General features: G+C 69.4%; 18 protein-coding genes. 12 read left to right on the forward strand and 6 right to left on the reverse strand.

Annotated features, from left to right (window positions below):
- Positions 1-110: 110 nt before the first annotated feature.
- The 3 genes from rsmB to def all read right to left on the reverse strand — a co-directional run bounded on the left by rsmB (position 111) and on the right by def (position 2,935).
- Entirely contained in the window at positions 111-1,412 is a 1,302-nt protein-coding gene (gene rsmB, locus AAD027_RS01750; RefSeq protein WP_341724293.1) for a 16S rRNA (cytosine(967)-C(5))-methyltransferase RsmB, read from the reverse strand.
- Positions 1,409-2,329, reverse strand: coding sequence for a methionyl-tRNA formyltransferase (gene fmt / locus AAD027_RS01755; RefSeq protein WP_341724294.1), 921 nt, complete (start codon positions 2,327-2,329; stop codon positions 1,409-1,411). The genes rsmB and fmt overlap by 4 nt, the downstream gene beginning before the upstream one ends.
- A 90-nt stretch (positions 2,330-2,419) precedes the next feature.
- On the reverse strand, positions 2,420-2,935 hold the full coding sequence (gene def, locus AAD027_RS01760; RefSeq protein WP_341724295.1) for a peptide deformylase: 516 nt from the start codon (positions 2,933-2,935) through the stop codon (positions 2,420-2,422).
- A gap of 131 nt (positions 2,936-3,066) precedes the next feature.
- Between def and AAD027_RS01765 the strand changes: the two genes are divergently transcribed.
- The 11 genes from AAD027_RS01765 to AAD027_RS01815 all read left to right on the forward strand — a co-directional run bounded on the left by AAD027_RS01765 (position 3,067) and on the right by AAD027_RS01815 (position 14,216).
- Positions 3,067-4,191: a LysM peptidoglycan-binding domain-containing protein gene (locus AAD027_RS01765; protein ID WP_341724296.1), complete on the forward strand. Its 1,125-nt coding sequence runs from the start codon at positions 3,067-3,069 to the stop codon at positions 4,189-4,191.
- Positions 4,192-4,268: 77 nt separating this feature from the next.
- A complete protein-coding gene (dprA, locus tag AAD027_RS01770) occupies positions 4,269-5,444 on the forward strand; it encodes a DNA-processing protein DprA (RefSeq protein ID WP_341724297.1) in 1,176 nt (391 codons plus the stop codon).
- On the forward strand, positions 5,441-5,914 hold the full coding sequence (locus AAD027_RS01775) for a DUF494 family protein (protein WP_341724298.1): 474 nt from the start codon (positions 5,441-5,443) through the stop codon (positions 5,912-5,914). The genes dprA and AAD027_RS01775 overlap by 4 nt, the downstream gene beginning before the upstream one ends.
- Positions 5,915-5,940: 26 nt before the next feature.
- Positions 5,941-6,660 (forward strand): GYF domain-containing protein, encoded by a 720-nt coding sequence (locus AAD027_RS01780; RefSeq protein WP_341724299.1) that lies wholly within the window; start codon positions 5,941-5,943, stop codon positions 6,658-6,660.
- Positions 6,661-6,708: 48 nt separating this feature from the next.
- On the forward strand, positions 6,709-7,614 hold the full coding sequence (locus AAD027_RS01785) for an RDD family protein (RefSeq protein WP_341724300.1): 906 nt from the start codon (positions 6,709-6,711) through the stop codon (positions 7,612-7,614).
- Between the two features lie 20 nt (positions 7,615-7,634).
- Positions 7,635-8,666: an RDD family protein gene (locus AAD027_RS01790; RefSeq protein WP_341724301.1), complete on the forward strand. Its 1,032-nt coding sequence runs from the start codon at positions 7,635-7,637 to the stop codon at positions 8,664-8,666.
- 205 nt (positions 8,667-8,871) lie between these two features.
- Complete coding sequence (locus AAD027_RS01795; protein WP_341724302.1) at positions 8,872-11,385, forward strand: DNA topoisomerase I; 2,514 nt, start codon at positions 8,872-8,874, stop codon at positions 11,383-11,385.
- 40 nt (positions 11,386-11,425) lie between these two features.
- Positions 11,426-11,989, forward strand: a complete 564-nt coding sequence (gene tsaC, locus AAD027_RS01800) for an L-threonylcarbamoyladenylate synthase type 1 TsaC (RefSeq protein ID WP_341724303.1) — start codon at positions 11,426-11,428, stop codon at positions 11,987-11,989.
- 66 nt (positions 11,990-12,055) lie between these two features.
- Positions 12,056-12,799: a DUF4124 domain-containing protein gene (locus AAD027_RS01805; protein WP_341724304.1), complete on the forward strand. Its 744-nt coding sequence runs from the start codon at positions 12,056-12,058 to the stop codon at positions 12,797-12,799.
- The gene (locus AAD027_RS01810; protein ID WP_425605367.1) at positions 12,796-13,455 is read left to right on the forward strand and encodes a DUF4124 domain-containing protein; all 660 of its coding nucleotides are present in this window, start codon (positions 12,796-12,798) and stop codon (positions 13,453-13,455) included. Before AAD027_RS01805 ends, AAD027_RS01810 begins: the two co-directional genes overlap by 4 nt.
- A gap of 83 nt (positions 13,456-13,538) precedes the next feature.
- The gene (locus AAD027_RS01815) at positions 13,539-14,216 is read left to right on the forward strand and encodes a hypothetical protein (RefSeq protein WP_341724305.1); all 678 of its coding nucleotides are present in this window, start codon (positions 13,539-13,541) and stop codon (positions 14,214-14,216) included.
- Here the strand turns inward: AAD027_RS01815 and AAD027_RS01820 are convergent.
- Entirely contained in the window at positions 14,204-14,980 is a 777-nt protein-coding gene (locus tag AAD027_RS01820) for an SDR family oxidoreductase (RefSeq protein WP_341724306.1), read from the reverse strand. The genes AAD027_RS01815 and AAD027_RS01820 overlap by 13 nt on opposite strands.
- Before the next feature lie 58 nt (positions 14,981-15,038).
- Here AAD027_RS01820 and AAD027_RS01825 point away from each other — a divergent pair, with 58 nt between their 5' ends.
- Complete coding sequence (locus AAD027_RS01825; protein ID WP_341724307.1) at positions 15,039-15,281, forward strand: hypothetical protein; 243 nt, start codon at positions 15,039-15,041, stop codon at positions 15,279-15,281.
- 138 nt (positions 15,282-15,419) lie between these two features.
- On the opposite strand, the gene sppA is transcribed toward AAD027_RS01825, so the two are convergent.
- Together sppA and AAD027_RS01835 are read right to left on the reverse strand one after the other, a co-directional pair.
- Entirely contained in the window at positions 15,420-17,318 is a 1,899-nt protein-coding gene (gene sppA / locus AAD027_RS01830; RefSeq protein WP_341724308.1) for a signal peptide peptidase SppA, read from the reverse strand.
- 59 nt (positions 17,319-17,377) lie between these two features.
- Positions 17,378-18,763 carry an MATE family efflux transporter gene (locus AAD027_RS01835; RefSeq protein WP_341724309.1) on the reverse strand — a complete coding sequence of 462 codons (1,386 nt, stop codon included), beginning with the start codon at positions 18,761-18,763 and terminating at the stop codon, positions 17,378-17,380.
- Between the last annotated feature and the right edge of the window lie 30 nt (positions 18,764-18,793).

An 18,793-nucleotide genomic window follows, 5' to 3' on the forward strand; every position in this document is an offset into this window, starting at 1 on the left:
CGCCACGCATCACACCGACGACGGCATGGAGTATGCCCGATGCGGCCTGCGCGGAAAGTGTCCTGCATAGCAGTGCGGCAACCGGGTCCGTTTGCCCCATCGAAGCGAGATCAATCCGCCGCCGCTTTCTCGAGGCGGGCGTAGAAGAAGCCATCCCTGCCCTGCTCGCCCGGCAATCGCTGCCGGCCGGCGCCCGCTATCCGGCCGAACCCGGGCCCCAGTGGCCGCGCGGAGGCGTCCGGCCTGCGCGCCAGGAATTGCGCGAGCTGCCCGGCATTTTCCGAAGCCAGCAACGAACACGTCGCGTAGACCAGCGTGCCGCCCGGGCGCAGCACGGTCCAGGCGGCATCCAGCAAACGCGCCTGCAGGGCATTCAGCGCGGTGATGTCCTGCGGACGGCGATGCAGCAGTACATCGGGCTGGCGCCGGACGATGCCGGTAGCCGAGCACGGCGCATCCAGCAGCACCGCGTCGAAAGGCCGGCCGTCCCACCATGCCGCCGGCTGCGCGGCATCGGCGGCCACGGTGCGGGCCGATACGCCGACGCGCGCCAACGTATCCCGCACCCGCGACAACCGTCGCGCATCAACGTCCAGCGCCAGCAGGTCCAGCGACGGCTCGCGTTCCAGCAGGTGCGCGGCCTTGCCGCCGGGCGCGGCGCACATGTCCAGCACGCGGGCGCCCGCGGGCAGGTCGAAGGCGTCCGCCACGGCCTGCGCGGCGCCATCCTGTATCGACACGTCGCCGTCCGCGAAGCCGGGCAGCGCATTCACCGCGACCGGCGATCGCAGCACGAGGGCATCGGCCAGCGCGTCGGGGACGTCGGCTTCGATGCCTGCTTCCGCCAGGCGCACCCTATAACGGTCGCGCGTCGTGCGCCGCCGGTTCACCCGCAGCCACACGGGCGCTTCTTCCTGGCTGGCGGCGAAGATGGCCTGCGCCTGTTCCGGCCAGTCGGTTTCCACCTGCCTGCGCAGCCACGCCGGCCACGACATCGCCGCGTCCGCCGCCGGCAGGCCTTCGCGCTGGGCCCGGCGCAACAGGGCGTTGACCAGCTTGGCTTGGTGCGGGCGACCCAGCGGGCGCGCGGCTTCCACCGTGGCGGAGAGCGCGGCGTGCGGCGCCAGTTGCAGCGCGGTCAATTGCGCGAAACCCGCATGGAGGAGCGCGCGCAGTTCGCCATCGCGCGGGCCGGGCGGTTTCGGCATCCACTGGCGCAACGCGGCATCGGCCTGCGCGCGCTGGCGCAGCGCCGAGAAACAGATGGCCTCCAGCAGGGCGCGGTCGCGCGCATCGGCGACCTGCGGCAGCGTCGCGGACAGCTCGGCCTTCAGCGAGCAGCCGTGGTGCATCACCGCGTCCAGCACGCGCGCGGCCAGCACCCGGATGGCGACACCGGCCTGGCCGGTCATGCGCTGGCCAGGTCGCGCCGCGCGTTGAGGTAGTCGGCGGCGGTGATCGCCTTGCCGCCTTCGCGCTGGACCACGCGCAGACGCAGCACGCCCGTACCACAGGCGATGTCCAGGCCCTGGCGACTGGCCGCGAGCAGTTGGCCCGGTTCGCCCGCGTGTTCCTGCGCCACGGCGACGGCGCCATGGATGCGCAGGCGTTCGCCGGCCATCACCGCCTCGGCCACCGGCCACGGTTCGAACGCGCGCACCTTGCGCGCCAGCGCCTCGGCCGGCAGCGACCAGTCCAGCTTCGCTTCGGCCTTGTCCAGCTTGTGCGCGTAGGCCACGCCGTCCTCCGATTGCGGTTGCGCAACCGGGCGGATGCCGGCGCGCAGCAGGCCCAGGCCATCGCGCAGCACCTGCGCGCCCAGCTCGGACAGCCGGTCGTGCAACTGGCCGCCGGTTTCCTCCGCGCCGATCGGCGTGCGCTGCGACAGCAACACCGGGCCGGTATCCAGTCCCGCTTCCATCTGCATCAGGCAGACGCCGGTCTCGGCATCGCCCGCCTCGATGGCGCGCTGGATCGGCGCGGCGCCGCGCCAGCGCGGCAGCAGCGAGGCATGCACGTTCCAGCAACCGAACCTCGGGATGTCCAGCACCGCCTGCGGCAGGATCAGGCCGTAGGCGACGACGACCATCAGGTCCGGCGCCAGCGCGCGCAGGGCTTCCTGCGTGGATTTCTTCTTCAGCGACAGCGGCTGCAACACCGGGATGCCGCGCTGGATGGCCTCCAGCTTCACCGGCGAAGGCGTCAGCCCGCGCCCGCGCCCCGCCGGCCGGTCCGGCTGCGTGTAGACGGCCACCACCTCGTTGCGCGCATGCGCCGCGCGCAGGCTGGGGACGGCGAAAGCCGGCGTGCCGGCGAAGACGATTCTCATGAGGTCCGGGATTCGGGATTCGGGATTGGGGATTCGCAACGGCGGTAGTGGATCGCTTCCAGCGAATCCCCAATCACCAATCCCGCGCCGTCAGGCCGCCGCCTGGCGGCGCTGCTTGGCGAGCTTCTTGCGCACCATCTCGCGCTTGAGCGGCGAGAGGTAGTCGACGAACAGCTTGCCTTCCAGGTGGTCCATCTCGTGCTGGACGCACACCGCCAGCAGGCCGTCGGCGTGCAGTTCCTGCGGCTGGCCCTGGCGATCGAGGAAGCGCACGGTGATTTCGTCGGCGCGGGTGACGTCGGCGAAGATGCCGGGCACCGACAGACAGCCTTCCTGGTAGACCTGCTCGCCCGCCTTGTCCAGGATCTCCGGGTTGATGAAGACCTGCGGCTGGCTCTTCTCTTCGCTGATGTCGATCACCATGAAGCGCAGGTGCACGTCCACCTGGCTGGCGGCCAGGCCGATGCCCGGGGCCTCGTACATGGTCTCGAACATGTCGTCCAGCAGGCGCTGGAACTCGGGCGTGGTCACGCGGGCGGCCTCCACCGGTACGGCTTTGGTCCGCAGGCGGGGGTCGGGGAATTCTAGGATGGGGAGCAGAGCCATGGTGGTATCTGGATGGGGGCGACAGTGGAATCCGGCAAGGCCTCACGAATTCTAACGCGGACGCTTGCTTTGCGTCGGGTTTTCTGGACTATAGTGCTGACCACCTGTCGGGGAATCAGGTAGATACCGCCATGTTCAAAAGTATTCGTACGGTTTTCGCCGTCGCGATCCTCACTGTGGGGACCTACGCGGCTGCCGCCGAGATGGCGGAGAGCCATCCCGACACCTATGTGGTCAAGCGGGGGGACACCCTGTGGGACATTTCCGCGCGCTTCCTCAAGAAGCCGTGGCTGTGGCCGGAGATCTGGCAGGCCAATCCGCAGATCCAGAATCCGCACCTGATCTATCCGGGCGACGTCATCAGCCTGGCCTACCTGGACCGCGTGGCGGTGCAGCCGGGCCCGCGCGAGGAAGCGCCGCTCAACGCCATTCCGCTGGCGGACATCGAACCGTTCCTGAAGGACCGCCGCGTCGTGGACAGCTTCGAGGGCCTGCCGCACGTGGCCGGCCTGGACGAGGACCGCCTGCGCAGCTCCGGCGGCCACAAGATCTACGTGCGCGGCCTGGACGGCGCCCAGCCGGGCCAGCGCTACGCCGTCGTCCGTCCCACCGCGCGCTTCACCGACAATCCGCGCTCGCAGGACCTGGATTTCCGCGGCAGGACCCTCCGTGGCGAAGTGGACCAGTGGAAGGAAGTGGTCGAACAGGCCGGCAAGGGCGAGTTCCTGGGTTACGAACTGGCCAAGGTGAACGTGGCCACGTTCACCCGCGGCGTGGTGCCGGGCACCGAAGTCAGCACGCTGGTGGTGGACATCGGCGGGCAGGAAGTCCGCGTCGGCGACCGCCTGATTCCGGTGGACGCACAGCCTTACGACCTGCACTTCTTCCCGCACGCGCCCGCGCAGGACCCGGCCGGCAGGCTGCGCGTTTTGGCCGTGGCCGACGCGCTCACCTCCGGCGGCCCGCGCGACGTGATCGCCATCTCCGGCGGCCGCCTGGACGGCGTGGACAACGGCACGGTGTTCTCGATCTGGCGCAACGGCAGCCACACCGCCAACCGCATGGCGCATCCGGAGTCCTCGCGCGTCAGCGAATCGCCGAAGTCCGGCGCCGGACGCGTCAGCCTGCCGGACGAATACGCCAGCCACGCCATGGTGTTCCGCACCTTCGACAAGGTCAGCTACGCGCTGGTCATGGAAGGCGTGGAAGCCACCCGCGTGGGCTACGAACTGAAACACCCGGACGCGGCCTACTGATCCGGTCAGGCATTTCCTACGTTCTGCCGCGACGGCGCCCTAGGGCGCCGTCGTCGTCTGCGCGCTAGGCTTGGGCCATGCCCACCGACGACCCGACCGCCCTCGCCACCCTTGTCCTGGCCGGTGGCGCGACGGCGCCCCGGCGCCTTCTGCTGGACCGCCACGGCACGCCCGGGGCGGTACTGGCGGCGGGCACCGCCGCGTGGCGCGCGGCCGGGCTGGACGACAGGCAGGCGCAAGCCCTGCGCAGGCCGGATGCGGAGGTCCTGCAGCGCACGCTGGACTGGCTGCGGGCGCCCGATCACCACTTGCTGGGCTGGCACGACCCGGACTACCCCGCCACGCTGCGCACGACGGGCAGTCCGCCGCTGGCGCTGTTCGTCGATGGCGATCCCGGCCTGCTGTGGCACCCGGCCATCGCCGTGGTCGGCAGCCGTTCGCCCACGGCCGGGGGGCGCGAGAACGCGCAGGCCTTTGCCCGCGCGCTGGCGGCCTCCGGCATCTCGGTGGTCAGCGGCCTGGCCGCGGGCATCGACGCGGCCGCGCACGAAGCCGCGCTGTCGGTGGCCGGCGGCATCACCGTCGCGGTGGTCGGCACCGGTCCGGACGTGGCCTATCCGCCCTCCCACGCCGCCCTGCGCGACCGCATCGCCGCCCAGGGCGCGGTGGTCAGCGAACACGTCCCGGGCACACTGGCGCTGCGCTCGCACTTCCCCAGCCGCAACCGCATCCTGGCCGGCCTGGCGCTGGGCACGCTGGTGGTGGAAGCCGCCGAGCGCTCCGGCGCCCTGATCACCGCCCGCCAGGCCGGGGAAGCCGGGCGCGAGGTGTTCGCCGTGCCCGGGTCCATCCACAACCCGTTGGCGCGCGGCTGCCACCGGCTGATCCGCGAGGGTGCCGGCCTGGTCGAAAGCGCCCAGGAAGTCATCGCCGCCATCGGCCCACTGGCCGGCGAGCTGGCCCAGGCGCTGCGCCAGCGGCTGGGCGAAACTGAATCCGCGGCAATCTCGGCGCTCCCTGCGACACCCGGCGCACTACCACCCGACTACTATCCCTTGTGGGAGGCGCTGGGTCACGACCCAACCGGTATGGATCAGTTGGTTGCACGGACCGGATTGACGGCCGCCGAACTGTCCTCCATGCTGCTGATCATGGAACTGGATGGCTTAGTAACGGTCGATCATGGCCGATACCAGAGAAAGACCGGTTTCTTCACCTCCACAGCGTCGTCGACGCAGGCCGAGGGGCAATGAAAGAGAGCATCCTGGATGTACTGCTGTACTTGTTCGAACACTACTTCACCGAAGACGCGGACCCCGTCCGCGACCGCGACTCTCTCCAGAACGGCCTGATCCAGGCCGGTTTCAGCCCCGCCGAGATCAGCAAAGCCTTCGACTGGCTCGATGCCCTGGCCGAACAGCGGCCCAGCGCGTCGCAGCCGCGCGTGGGCGGACCCACCCGGGTCTTCCACGGGCCGGAACTGGAAAAGCTGGACGTGGAGTGCCGCGGCTTCCTGCTGTTCCTGGAACAGCATGGCGTGCTGGACGCCGACCAGCGCGAACTGGTGCTGGACCGCGCGATGGCGCTGGACCAGGACGAACTGGACCTGGACGACCTGAAATGGGTCGTGCTGATGGTGCTGTTCAACCAGCCCGGCTCCGAAGCCGCGTACGCATGGATGGAAACCCAGATGTTTGCCGACGAGCCGGAGCCGGTACACTGAGGCGTTGATCCGCTTCAGGGGGAAGCATGTCGGAGTGGTATTTCGCCGACCGGAACCGGCAGCAGCAGGGTCCGGTGTCGGCTGACGAGCTGGGTGCGCACTTTCGTTACGGGCGCGTCGGACTGGAGACCCTGGTCTGGCGCGACGGCATGCCGCAATGGCAGCGGCTGGGCGACTTCGCCGAAGAGCTCGGCCTGCTGGCCGTTCCCTCGGCCAGCGCATCCGCCATGCCTCCGCCACCGCCCCCACCTTTGGGACAGGCCGCCGCCGAGGCGGTCGCCAGCGTCCATGCCGCGCCTCGCAAGGGCATGTCCGGCGGCAAGATCGCACTGATCGTGGCCGCCGCGCTGGCGCTGCCGTGCCTGGGCCTGGCGGGCATCCTGGCCGCGATCGCCATCCCCGCCTACAACGACTACACGCTGCGCGCGAAGACCGCCGACGCGATGACCCACGGCGCGGCATTGAAGCCCATCGTCGCCGAGCGGTACCTCGGCGAAGGCAAGTGCCCGCGCAATGGCGAGGGCGGCCTGGGCGAGCCGGAGAGTTATGCCGGCACGCACGTCACGCAGGCCGTCATCGGCGAGTTCGACGACGGCACCTGCGGCTTCGAACTGGAGGTCGGCAACACCGGCAACGGCCGGCTGGACGGCAAGAAGATCTGGTTCGAACTGGACCGGGACACGGCCGACTGGATCTGTACTTCGGAAATCGACGACCGCCTGCTGCCCGCCAGTTGCCGCGGCTGAATCGCGTCCGCGCGGCGACGCGGGCCGCGCATCACGTTGGGGAATGAGATGAGCGACTGGTACTACGCCGACGCCACGCGGCAACGGCAGGGCCCCTGGACCGGCGAAGAGCTGGGCAGCCACTTCCAGCATGGCCGGATCGGCCTGGAGACGCTGGTCTGGCGCGAGGGCCTGGCCGACTGGCAGCCGTTGCGTGCGCTGGCCGGCGAGCTCGAACTGCCTTTGCGGCCCCCGGCCGTGGAAACCGCTTCCCCGCCGCCGATGCAACCGTACGCGCCTCCAGCCAGCACCGCGGAAACGCCGTACGCGCCGCCCGCCGCGCACATCACATCGGAACAGCAGTACGTGGCCGACGGCGAAGTCGTGCTGGCCGGTTTCTGGCGCCGCGTCGCCGCCCTTTTCATCGACTCGATGGTGGTCGGCTTCGCCTATTACCTGGTGCTGATCGCCGGCGTGGTGGTCATGGGCATCGGTGGCGCGGTGTTGATGCGCGGCACCGGCAGCGATGGCATGGCCGCCATGTTCGGCGTGATGGCGCTGGTCTACCTGATGTACCCCATCATCAGCGCGGCGTACTACGCCGGCTTCGAGTCCTCCGGCAAGCAGGCCACCCTGGGCAAGATGGCGGTGGGCATCAAGGTGACCGACCTGGACGGCCGGCGGCTGACCCTGGGCCGCGCGCTGGGCCGCTGGCTGGCGGTGGCGCTGAACTACCTGACGCTCTACATCGGCTACCTGATGGCCGCGTTCACCGACCGCAAGCAGGGATTGCACGACAAGGTGGCCGGCACGCTGGTGGTGGACCGCTGGGCCTACACCCCGCATCCGGACTGGCAGCAGCGTGGCCTGGGCACGGTCACCAAGGTGATCCTGGCCATCGCCGGCGTGCTGTACGGACTGGCGTTCATCGCCGTGCTGGCCGCCATCCTGATTCCGCTCGCCACCCGAAACTGACCCGGCCAAGGAGGCCTTAGATGACGCAGTGGTACTACGTTGACCCGCAGCAGCAGCGCCAGGGCCCGGTCGATCGGGATGCGCTGGTTCGCCTGTTCCATACCCGCAACCTGACCGTGGCTTCGCTGGTATGGCGCGAGGGCATGGGGCAGTGGCGGTCGCTGGGCGAAGCGGCGGCGGAACTGGGCCTGCCTCCGCTCGCTCCCCCGACCCCGCCCGCACCACCGCCCGCGCCCGTCGAGGACAGCATGGAAGCCGAGGAAGAACGCCCGTTGACCGGCCGCGCCGTGTTCACGGCACGCGAGCCCACCTATGCCCGGCACGCCGCGCCGCATGCCAGCCAAGCGGAAGCGGTGGCGGCAGCCGCACAGGCCCAGGCTCAGGCATCCGCTTCGGCCAACCCCTACGCGGACCGCAACGACGCCTCGCCCTATGCGGCGCCCAGCGCACCGGTGTACGCGGACTCGGGCGTGATCGCCGACGGCCACGTGGTGTATGCCGGGTTCTGGAAGCGCGTGGCCGCCAGCATCATCGATTCCTTCGCCCTCGGCATCCCGGTCAGCGTGGTCACGGCCATCGTCGGCGCACTGTTCGGTGGCGGCTTCGGCGGCTTCGACGATCCGTTCAAACCCGGCGAGACGCTGGGCTCGTACGTGCTGATGGCGCTGGTCTTCGCCTGGTTCCACTCCAGCGCCGGCCTGATGGCCACACCGGGCAAGCTGGCCGTCGGCATCAAGGTGGTGCGCACGGACGGCGAGAAGATCAGCTTCCTGCGCGGCTTCGGCCGCTACTGGGCCTACATGCTCAGTTCGCTGCTGCTCTGCATCGGCCTGATCATGGCCGCCTTCACCGAGCGCAAGCAGGGCCTGCACGACCTGATCTGCGACACCCTGGTGGTAGACAAGTGGGCCTTCACCCGCCAGCCGGAGCGCCAGCGCGAGGAACTTGGCACCGTGACCGTGGTGGTGCTGGCGCTGGGCGGGGTGTTGCTGGCCATCGCCCTGATCGCCATCGTCTTCGCCATCATCGGGCTGGCCTCGATGGCCCGCTGAGCAAGGGCTATACGGCGACCGGGCCCACAGAACAGGCCCGACGGAGCGACGGGCCGCTTGACAGCCCGCCCCCTGCCGTGATTCCACTATAAATAGGAAAACTGAACGCCCGGGGCCCCCGCTCCGGGCGTCGGCTTCTCTGGCGGCCGCATTTGCGCCACCCTTGCCGGCCCCGGACGGCCCCTTCGCCCCCCTGAACCCTGACATGCCCAAACACCTGCTCATCGTTGAATCGCCGGCCAAGGCCAAGACGATCAACAAATACCTCGGCAAGGACTTCACGGTCCTGGCGTCCTACGGTCACGTCCGCGACCTGGTGCCGAAGGAAGGGGCGGTGGACCCGGACCAGGGATTCGCGATGTCCTATGCGCTGATCGACAAGAACGAGAAGCACGTGGACGCCATCGCCAAGGCGGCCAAGGGCGCCGACGACATCTTCCTGGCCACCGACCCTGACCGCGAAGGGGAAGCCATCAGCTGGCACATCGCCGAGATCCTGAAGGAACGCGGCCTGCTGAAGGACAAGCCGCTGCACCGCGTGGTGTTCACCGAGATCACCCCGCGCGCCATCAAGGAAGCCATGGCCCACCCGCGCCAGATCGCCGGCGACCTGGTCGACGCCCAGCAGGCGCGCCGCGCGCTGGACTACCTGGTCGGCTTCAACCTGTCGCCGGTGCTATGGCGCAAGGTGCAGCGCGGCCTGTCCGCCGGCCGCGTGCAGTCGCCGGCGCTGCGCATGATCGTCGAGCGCGAGGAGGAGATCGAAGCCTTCATCGCCCGCGAATACTGGTCCATCGAGGCCGAGTGCGCGCATCCGCGCCAGGCCTTCACCGCCAAGCTGACCAAGCTGGACGGGCAGAAGTTCGAGCAGTTCACCGTCACCGACGGCGACACCGCCGAGGCCGCGCGCCTGCGCATCCAGCAGGCCGCGCAGGGCGCGCTGCACGTCACCGACGTGGTCAGCAAGGAACGCAAGCGCCGCCCGTCGCCGCCGTTCACCACCTCCACGCTGCAGCAGGAGGCCTCGCGCAAGCTGGGCTTCACCACCCGCAAGACCATGCAGGTGGCGCAGAAGCTGTACGAAGGCGTGACCCTCGGCGAGGAAGGCACGGTCGGCCTGATCAGCTACATGCGTACCGACTCGGTCAGCCTGTCGGCCGAGGCGCTGGGCGAGATCCGCGACGTCATCGCGCGCGACTACGGCACGCAGGCGCTGCCGGACAAGCCCAACGTCTACGTCACCAAGTCGAAGAACGCGCAGGAAGCGCACGAAGCCGTGCGCCCGACCAGCGCGCTGCGCACGCCGGCGCAGGTGTCGCGCCACCTGACCGACGACGAGCGCAAGCTGTACGAACTGATCTGGAAGCGCGCCGTGGCCTGCCAGATGGTGCCCGCCACGCTCAATACCGTCAGCGTCGACCTGGCCGCCGGCAGCGAACACAGCTTCCGCGCCAGCGGCACCACCGTGATCGACCCGGGCTTCCTGGCCGTGTACGAGGAAGGCAAGGACCAGAAGGCCGCCGAAGACGAGGACGAAGGCCGCAAGCTGCCGCCGATGAAGCCCGGCGACCGCATCCCGCTGGACCGCATCCACGCCGACCAGCATTTCACCCAGCCGCCGCCGCGCTTCACCGAAGCGGCGCTGGTGAAGGCGCTGGAGGAATACGGCATCGGCCGGCCCTCCACCTACGCCTCGATCATCCAGACCCTGCTGTTCCGCAAGTACGTGGAAATGGACGGCCGCGCCTTCAAGCCCAGCGACGTGGGCCGCGCGGTCTCGAAGTTCCTGTCGGGACACTTCACCCGGTACGTCGACTACGACTTCACCGCCAAGCTCGAGGACGAGCTGGACGCGGTGTCGCGCGGCGAAGAGGAGTGGGTGCCGCTGATGGAGCGCTTCTGGGGTCCGTTCAAGGAACTGATCGAGGAGAAGAAGGAATCCGTCGACCGCAGCGAAGCCACCGGCGCGCGCGAACTGGGCACCGATCCCAAATCCGGCAAACCGGTCAGCGTGCGGCTGGGCCGCTACGGGCCGTATGCGCAGATCGGCGACAAGGACACCGACGAGAAGCTGGAGTTCGCCTCGCTGCGTCCCGGCCAGTCGATGCACACCATCACGCTGGAAGACGCGGTGGAGCTGTTCAAGCTGCCGCGCAAGCTGGGCCTGGACAAGGACGAGGAAGTCAGCGTGGGCATCGGCCGCTTCGGCCCGTTCGCCAAGCGCGGCGGCACCTATGCCTCGCTGAAGAAGGAAGACGATCCGTACACCATCGACCTGGCCCGCGCCGTGTTCCTGATCGAAGAGAAGGAAGAGATCGCGCGCAACCGCATCATCAAGGAATTCGACGGCAGCGACATCCAGGTGTTGAACGGCCGCTTCGGCCCCTACATCAGCGACGGCAAGCTCAACGGCAAGATCCCCAAGGACCGCGAACCGGCGTCGCTGACGCTGGAAGAAGTGCAGAAGCTGCTGGAGGAAACCGGCAAGCCCGCACGTCGCGGCTTCGGCGCCAAGAAAGCCGCGGCCAAGAAGACCACGGTGAAGAAAGAAGCCGCGCCGAAGAAAACGGCCGAGAAAAAGACAGCGGCCAAGAAGGCGCCGGCAAAGAAAGCTGCCAAGAAAGCTGCCAAGAAAGCGGCGACGAAAAAGACAGCCGGCAAGAAGACAGTGGCGAAGAAAGCTGCCGCCACGGGCGCCGGGGACGACGCCCCCTTCTGATCCCCGGCCAGCCCGTCGCTCTGGAATTGGAATCGCGAGCATGTCGATCGAACGGACCATCGAGGAAGCGGCCAACGTCGTGCGCAGCGGCGGCATCGTCGCCTACCCGACCGAAGCGGTCTGGGGATTGGGTTGCGACCCGTTCGACGAGGGCGCCGTGCACCGGTTGCTGGCCATCAAGCAGCGGCCGGTGGAGAAGGGCCTGATCGTCATCGCCGCCACGCTGGACCAGTTGCGCCCGCTGATCGATCTGGCCGCGCTGCCGACCGACCGCCTGGCCGCCGTGCTGTCCACCTGGCCCGGCCCCTACACCTGGGCGATGCCCGCCAGCGAGCAGGCGCCGCGCTGGATCACCGGCCAGCACGACAGCATCGCGGTGCGCGTCAGCCAGCACCCGGTCGTCGTCGGCCTGTGCAACGCCTACGGCGGCGCACTGGTGTCCACCAGCGCCAACCTCGGCGGCCAGCCGGCCGTCACCCGGCGCGACGCGCTCGACCCGGCGCTGCTGGCCCGCGTGCAGGCCGTGGTGGAAGGCGACACGGGCGGCCTGGCCCGCGCCACGCCCATCCGCGACGCCATCAACGGCGATGTCCTGCGCGAGTGACGCCGCACGCGGACGCTGAATGCGCCGCGACTTCCCATTGCCTGCCGGTACGCGCACTATCCCCGCATGCTGCGCGCCCGCCTGTCCCTCGCCCTGGCACTGTCGGCCGGCCTGGCGATTCCTGCCCTGCCGGCGCAGGAAAGCGCCTCGGAAAAGCCCGCCCACGCCGCCGTCACCATCTACCGCTGCCTGGGCGCGGGCGGCGCCGTCGCGCTGCGCGATTCGCCCTGCCTGAAGGACGAGAAGCAGGAAGTACGCTCGATGCAGCGCCCGCGCGATCCCGTGTCGCGCGCCGAGTCATCGCCGCCTGCGGCCACGCCGGTGGTCGCGCCGCGCGAGATCGTCGAACGCGTGGTGTACCGCTCGCCACCGCGCCCGATGTACGAATGCGTCACCCCCGAGGGCGACACCTACACCAGCGACAACGGCGACGGCAAGCCGCGCTGGGTGCCCTACTGGACGCTGGGCTATCCGGTCTGGCCCCGCGGCGGTGGCGCCAGCGTGTCCGGCAACATCCCGATCGGCAACGGCAACCTGTCCTTCGGCAGCGGCGGCCCGGTGCCATTGCCGCCCACGCATCCGCCCGCCGGGCGCCCGCCGCGCCCCGGCGTCGTGCTGCCCGCCGGCGGCGCCTGGGTTCGCGACGAATGCCATGCCCTCCCGCAACAGGAAATCTGCGCGCGCCTGTCCGACCGCCGCTACGACATCCTGCGCCGCTACACCAGCGCGATGCCCAGCGAGCGGCGCACGCTAGACTTGGAGCAGCGCGGCATCGACGCGCGCATGGCCAACGATTGTGGGAACCGATGAAGACACGTAAAGCCCGGCGGGCATGGAATGCCATCATCCTGTGCGCGCTGTGGGCCGCCACGATCGATGCGATGGCGGACGAAGTGGTGTTCTACCGCTGCACCGACGCGGCCGGCAACCTGACCGTGCAGAACATGCCCTGCGGCAAGGACCAGAAACAGGAAAAACGCGTGATGCAGGGCATCAACACGGTGCCGATGGCGCCCGCTGGAACCACCACGACGCACACGCCTGCCGCCGCATCTCCCGCCGCTTCCACGCCGACACCACCCGCGCCCACCACGGACACGGCCGCCGCACCGCCGCCGGTGGACGCGAATGCACCGCGCCTGCCGCCGCCCGTGCTGTACCAGTGCACCACCCACGACAAGGACACCTTCGTCACCGAGGACAGCGAGCCCGCCACGCGCTGCGTGCCGATGCGCACCGTGGGACTGGACGGCAATCCGCAGGCCGGCGCGGGCCAGGCCTGCGAGGTGGTGAGGGACCAATGCGCGCGCGTGCCCGACGGCGCGCTGTGCGATGCATGGAAGAAGCGCCGCGACGAAACCGAGGTCGCGTTCCGTTTCTCGCGCCCCGAGAACCTCGACAAACGTCGTGCCGACTACGAACGCGTGGCGCGGATCGTGCACGAAAGCACGTGCGGGGCGCCCTGACCGGACTTTCGCCGGCGGCCGGCCGGACCGCGTTGCGCCGCCGACGGTAGAATCGCGCTCTCCACCTTGACGAGAAGCCGACGATGTCCATCCAGGAAACGACACGACTGTTCCGGGAAATGCGCCTGCTGCGCTACTACGCCGGCGCGATGACCGTGGCGTTCGCGGCGATGATGCTTGCCGCATTCAAGTCGCCGCCGCCCCATTTCGAACAGGTCTCCGTCGAACGCCTGAACATCGTCGATGCCGACGGCGCGACCCGCATCGTCATCGCCAACCAGGAGCGATTCCCGCCGCCCATGCTGAACGGCCAGACCTTCAAGCGCGCCGTCTCCCCGGCGGGACTGGTGTTCTACGATCGCAAGGGCAACGAAGTGGGCGGACTGGCGCTGACCGACGTGGAAGCCGGCAAGATCTCGGCATTGGCCTTCGACAATCCCAACATGGATGCGATCGGGCTGATGACCCGGATCGGCGCCGATGGCGAGCCGATCAGCAGCGGCCTGCAGATCAACCAGGCCATGCCATCGCACCTGCCCGTACTGGAGGCGGCCAAACGGACGACGCGCCGCATCGCCATCCAGAACGAACACAACAACGCCGAGATCCTGATGGCGGACGCCGAGGGCCGCGACCGCATCCGCCTGCGCGTGGACCAGGAAGGCCAGGCCAGGATCGAAGTGCTGGACGCCGAGGGCAGGACCGTCTTCAGCGCACCGGAATCTGCGACGAGCACCGCCGATCCCGCTCAGAACCCGTAACGCAGGAAGCCGCCGTCCACCGCGATGCATTCGCCGGTGACATAGCTGGCGGCGGGCAGGCAGAGGAAGGCGACGGCGGCGGCGACTTCCTCGGGTTCGCCGATGCGGCGCATCGGGGTGCGGGCGATCACTTCGTCGTAGTAGTCCGGGTCGGACAACGGGCCGGACGTGCGGCGGGTGCGGATGTACCACGGCGCGACCGCATTCACGCGCACGCCGTCCTCGGCCCATTCGGCGGCCAGGTTGCGGGTGAGCTGGTGCAGCGCCGCCTTGGTCATGCCGTAGGGCGCGCCGCTGCGCACGGCGGTGATGCCGGACACGCTGCCGACGTTGACGATGCTGGAAACCGCGTGGCGCGTCAGCAATGGATGCGCGTAGCGCGACAGCTCGAAGGCGGCGAACAGGTTGGTCTCGAAGATCCCGCGCCATTCGTCCTCGGTGTAGTCCACCGCGGCGCGGGTGACGTTGCCGCCGGCGTTGTTGACCAGGATGTTGAGCGCGTCCGAATGGTCTTCCACCCAGTCCAGGATTTCGCGCCGGTCCTCGTCGTCGGCCACGTCGGCGGCCAGGCCACGGATGTCGCGTCCGGGGAACTCGTCGATCAGGTCGTCGCGCGCGGCCTGCAGCGCATCGGCGTCGCGCGCCACCATCAGCACATCGGCACCGAAGCCCAGCAGTTCGCGGGCGATCGCCAGCCCGATGCCGGCGCTGGCGCCGGTCACCAGCGCGAGTTGTCCGTCCAGCCGCCAACGATTCGCCGCCACGTGATTCTCCTCTGCCGTTGGGCGTAGCATAGCGCCACGCCACACGAGGGTCGCCGCCATGCCTGTCGTCCGTCCCGCCGCCCTGATCGCGATGGCACTGGCCTGCGCCGCATGCCGCGCCCCCGAGCCGCCGCCCACCGACAAGCCACCGGAACCCCAGGCCACGGCGGCGGCCACGCCCTCGCACACGGAACTGCGCGATGCGATCCAGGCGCCGCAGGACAAGGCGCGTGCGACGGAAGCGACCATCCAGCAAGCCGCGGACAAGCAACGCGATGCGATCGATGCCGCGGCGCAGTGAATCGCGTGACGCGTTCACTGGCGAAGCAGCGCTTTTCCTGGCCCCAAGCGATCGAACGCATGCCCGCGCCATATTTCCGGATGCCCAAAAGAAAAGCCCCGCTTGAGCGGGGCTTTTCGTACGCGGTGATACGACGCGTCAGAACCCGCAGAAGCAGTAGGCCAGCGTCTTCACCGGCGCGCCGCGGCGGTCGTTGACCGCTTCGTCGACGAAGCGCAGCTGCGCTTCCATCTCCGGCAGGCTGCGGGCCAGCAGGCCGCGCGCGAAGTCGGAGTCCTTGAGCCAGGCCGCGCCGATGCGGCTGCCGGCGAAGCCCGACAGGAACTGCGAGAACGGCGAGGCCGTCTTCTCGATGTAGCGCACGCGGTACTTGCCGGACTCGCCCAGCTTGGCGCGCTGGGCGGCATCGGCCAGCGCGGCCTCCAGGCCGCCCAGTTCGTCCACCAGCGCGCGCTCCTTGGCCTGCGCGCCGCTCCACACGCGGCCGCGCGCCACTTCGTCGATCTCTTCCACCGACTTCTTGCGCGCATCGGCCACCTTGCCGGTGAAATCGGCATAGCCCTTGTCGATCACCGACTGGATCACCTGGCCCACGGCCGGGTCCAGCGGGCGGGTGATGTCGAACGCGCCGGCGAAGCGGGTGGTGCCCACGCCGTCGGTGTGCACGCCGATCTTCTCCAGCGTGCGCGGCACGGTCGGGATCATGCCGAAGATGCCGATGGAACCGGTGATGGTCGACGGATCGGCGTAGATGCGGTCGGCGTTCATGCTGATCCAGTAGCCGCCGGACGCGGCCAGGTCGCCCATCGACACCACCACGGGCTTGCCGGCCTTCTTCAGTTCGGCCACTTCGCGGCGGATCTGTTCGGAAGCGAACACGCCGCCGCCGGGCGAATCCACGCGCAGCACCACCGCCTTCACGTCCTTGTCGTCGCGCGCCTCGCGCAGCAGCGCCGAGGTGGACAGGCCGCCGACGCGGCCGGCCGGCTGGTCGCCGTCGGTGATCTCGCCTTCGGCCACCACCACCGCCACCTGCGGGCGCTTGTCCAGCGGCATGCGCTTGCCGTCCAACTGCAGCAGGTAGCCGCCCAGGGTGACGTGGCGGAAGCCGGTTTCGGAATCCTCGTCGGCCACGCCGCGCTCGATCAGCAGGTTCTCCACTTCCTCCTGCGTCTTCAGGCCGTCCACCAGCTTCTGCTGCAGGGCGTACTTGGCCAGGTCGCCGCCGGCGGCGGCGATGCCCTCCGGCAGCGTGTCGATGCCGGCGGCGAGCTGTTCCGGGGTGGTCTTGCGGACCTTGGCGATGTCGGCCAGGAAGCGCTGCCAGACGTCGTTCATCCAGTACAGGTCGGCTTCCTTGGCTTCCTTCGACGCGGCATCCAGCACGTAGGGTTCGACGGCGGACTTGTATTCGCCCACCTTGAACACGTGCACGTCCACGCCCAGCTTTTCCTGCAGGCCCTGGCGGTAGTACTGGCGATAGCGGCCCAGGCCCTCCAGCACCAGGCCGCCCATCGGGTCCAGGTAGACCTCGTCGGCCTGCGCGGCCAGCAGGTACTGCGCCTGGCTCATGTTCTCGCCGAAGGCCACGATCTGCTTGCCCGAGGCGCGGAACTTGGCCAGCGCCGCGGCGACTTCGCGCAGCGAGGCGTAGCCGGTGGGTTGCAGCTGGTCCACGCGCAGCAGCATGCGCTCGATCTTCTTGTCCTGGCGCGCGGCCTCGATGGCGCGCAGCAGGTCGCGCAGTTGCACTTCCCCGGCGCTCTTGTCGCCCAGCGCCTTGGCCAGCGCGCGCGTGGCCGGGTCGGAACTGAACTGTTCGACCAGGCGGCCTTCCGGCGCCAGCACGAACGTCGTGCGCTCGCTCAGCGGCTTGGCGCCCCCTCCACTGCCCACGGCCACCACGAAAACGATGAACAGGAGGAACAGCAGGCCGAAGAAGATCAGGTTGAGGACCAGCTTGCGGGTGAAATTCATCACGTCCCACAGGCCGACGAAGAACGTGGCGACGGGGCTGCGACGGGCGACTTGGTTCATGGGCGACTCCATAAGGCTGAGGGCACTTTACCCTGTACGGCACGGGCTTTCATGCCTCTTTAGTCACCGTACGCGCCTTGCGGCGCGGCGGACGCGGGCCACTGCCGGCTGCTGCGCCTGAAACGCCAGCCCAGCAGCACGGCGGCGGCGGTCAGGCCCAGGATCAGGCCCAGCCACATGCCCTGCGGGCCCCAGCCCAGCCCCAGGCCCAGCCCGGCGCCCAGCGGCATGCCCAGACCCCAGTACGACACCGCCGCCAGCCACATCGGCACGCGGGTGTCCTTGAGCCCGCGCAGGGCGCCGGCCGACAGCACCTGGATGCCGTCGGGGAACTGGAACGCCGCCGCGTACAGCAGCAGGGTCCCGGCCAGCGCCGCCACCGCCATGTCGGCGGTATACAGCGACACCACCAGATCGTGGCCCAGCAACAGGAACGCAGCCGACATCGCCTGCGTGGCCAGCACGATGGCATAGCCCGCATGCGCGGCACGGCGGATGCCGGCCGCATCGCCCATGCCGACGGCATGGCCCACGCGCACCGTGGTCGCTTCGGCCACGCCCATGGGAATCATGAAGCACAGTGCCGAGACGTTGATGGCGATCTGGTGCGCCGCCGCCGGCACCGCGCCCAGCCGGGCGATCAGCAGCGCGGTGGCGATGAACAGGCTGCCTTCCATCAGCACGGTGATGCCGATCGGCAGGCCGGTGCGCAGCAACTGCACGATCGGTTCGCGGCGCGGCGGTTCGAAGCGCGAGAACAGTTGCAGGTGCGCGAAGCGCTTCGTATTCCACAGGTACAGCGCGAACGTCAGTGCCTGCAGCCACATGGTGACGGCCGACGCCACGCCCAGGCCGGCGGCGCCCATCGCCGGGAACCCCAGCTTGCCGAACGTCAGCACGTAACCGACCGGTCCCAGCACCAGCAGCCCGCCGAAGCCGATCAGCATGGTCGGCAGCGTCCAATGCATACCTTCGCTCAGGTAGCGCATGCAGAAGTACAGCGTCAGTGCCGGCACGCCCCAGCGGATGCCGTGCAGGAAGCCGGTGGCGCCGGGGATGATCTCCGGCGCGATGCCGAACGCCGCCAGTGCGTGCGGCGCCGCGCTGAGGAAGGCGAACATCAGCAGCCCCAGGCCCAGCGCCAGCCACAGCGCCTGGCGGAACAGCGGCGCGATCTCGCCGCGGCGGTTGGCGCCGTCGAGCTGGGACACCGAGGCGGTCAACGAGATCAGCGTGCCGATCGGCACCATCATCGGCAGCCACAGCAATGCCGTGCCCACCGTCACCGCCGCCAGCGTCTGGGTGCCGTGATGGCCGGCGATGACGTTGTCGACGAAGCCGATGAGGCCGGTGGACACATGGCCCAGCACCAGGGGCAGGGCAAGGGTGGCCGTCGAGCGCACTTCCTTGCGGAACCGCGGGGACGGCAGAGTGGGGGACGACATGGGAAAACACCGCCGGACTACGGTCGCGCG

It is taken from the genome of Pseudoxanthomonas putridarboris (assembly GCF_038321125.1).
GTDB classification, from domain to species: Bacteria; Pseudomonadota; Gammaproteobacteria; order Xanthomonadales; family Xanthomonadaceae; genus Pseudoxanthomonas_A; species Pseudoxanthomonas_A putridarboris.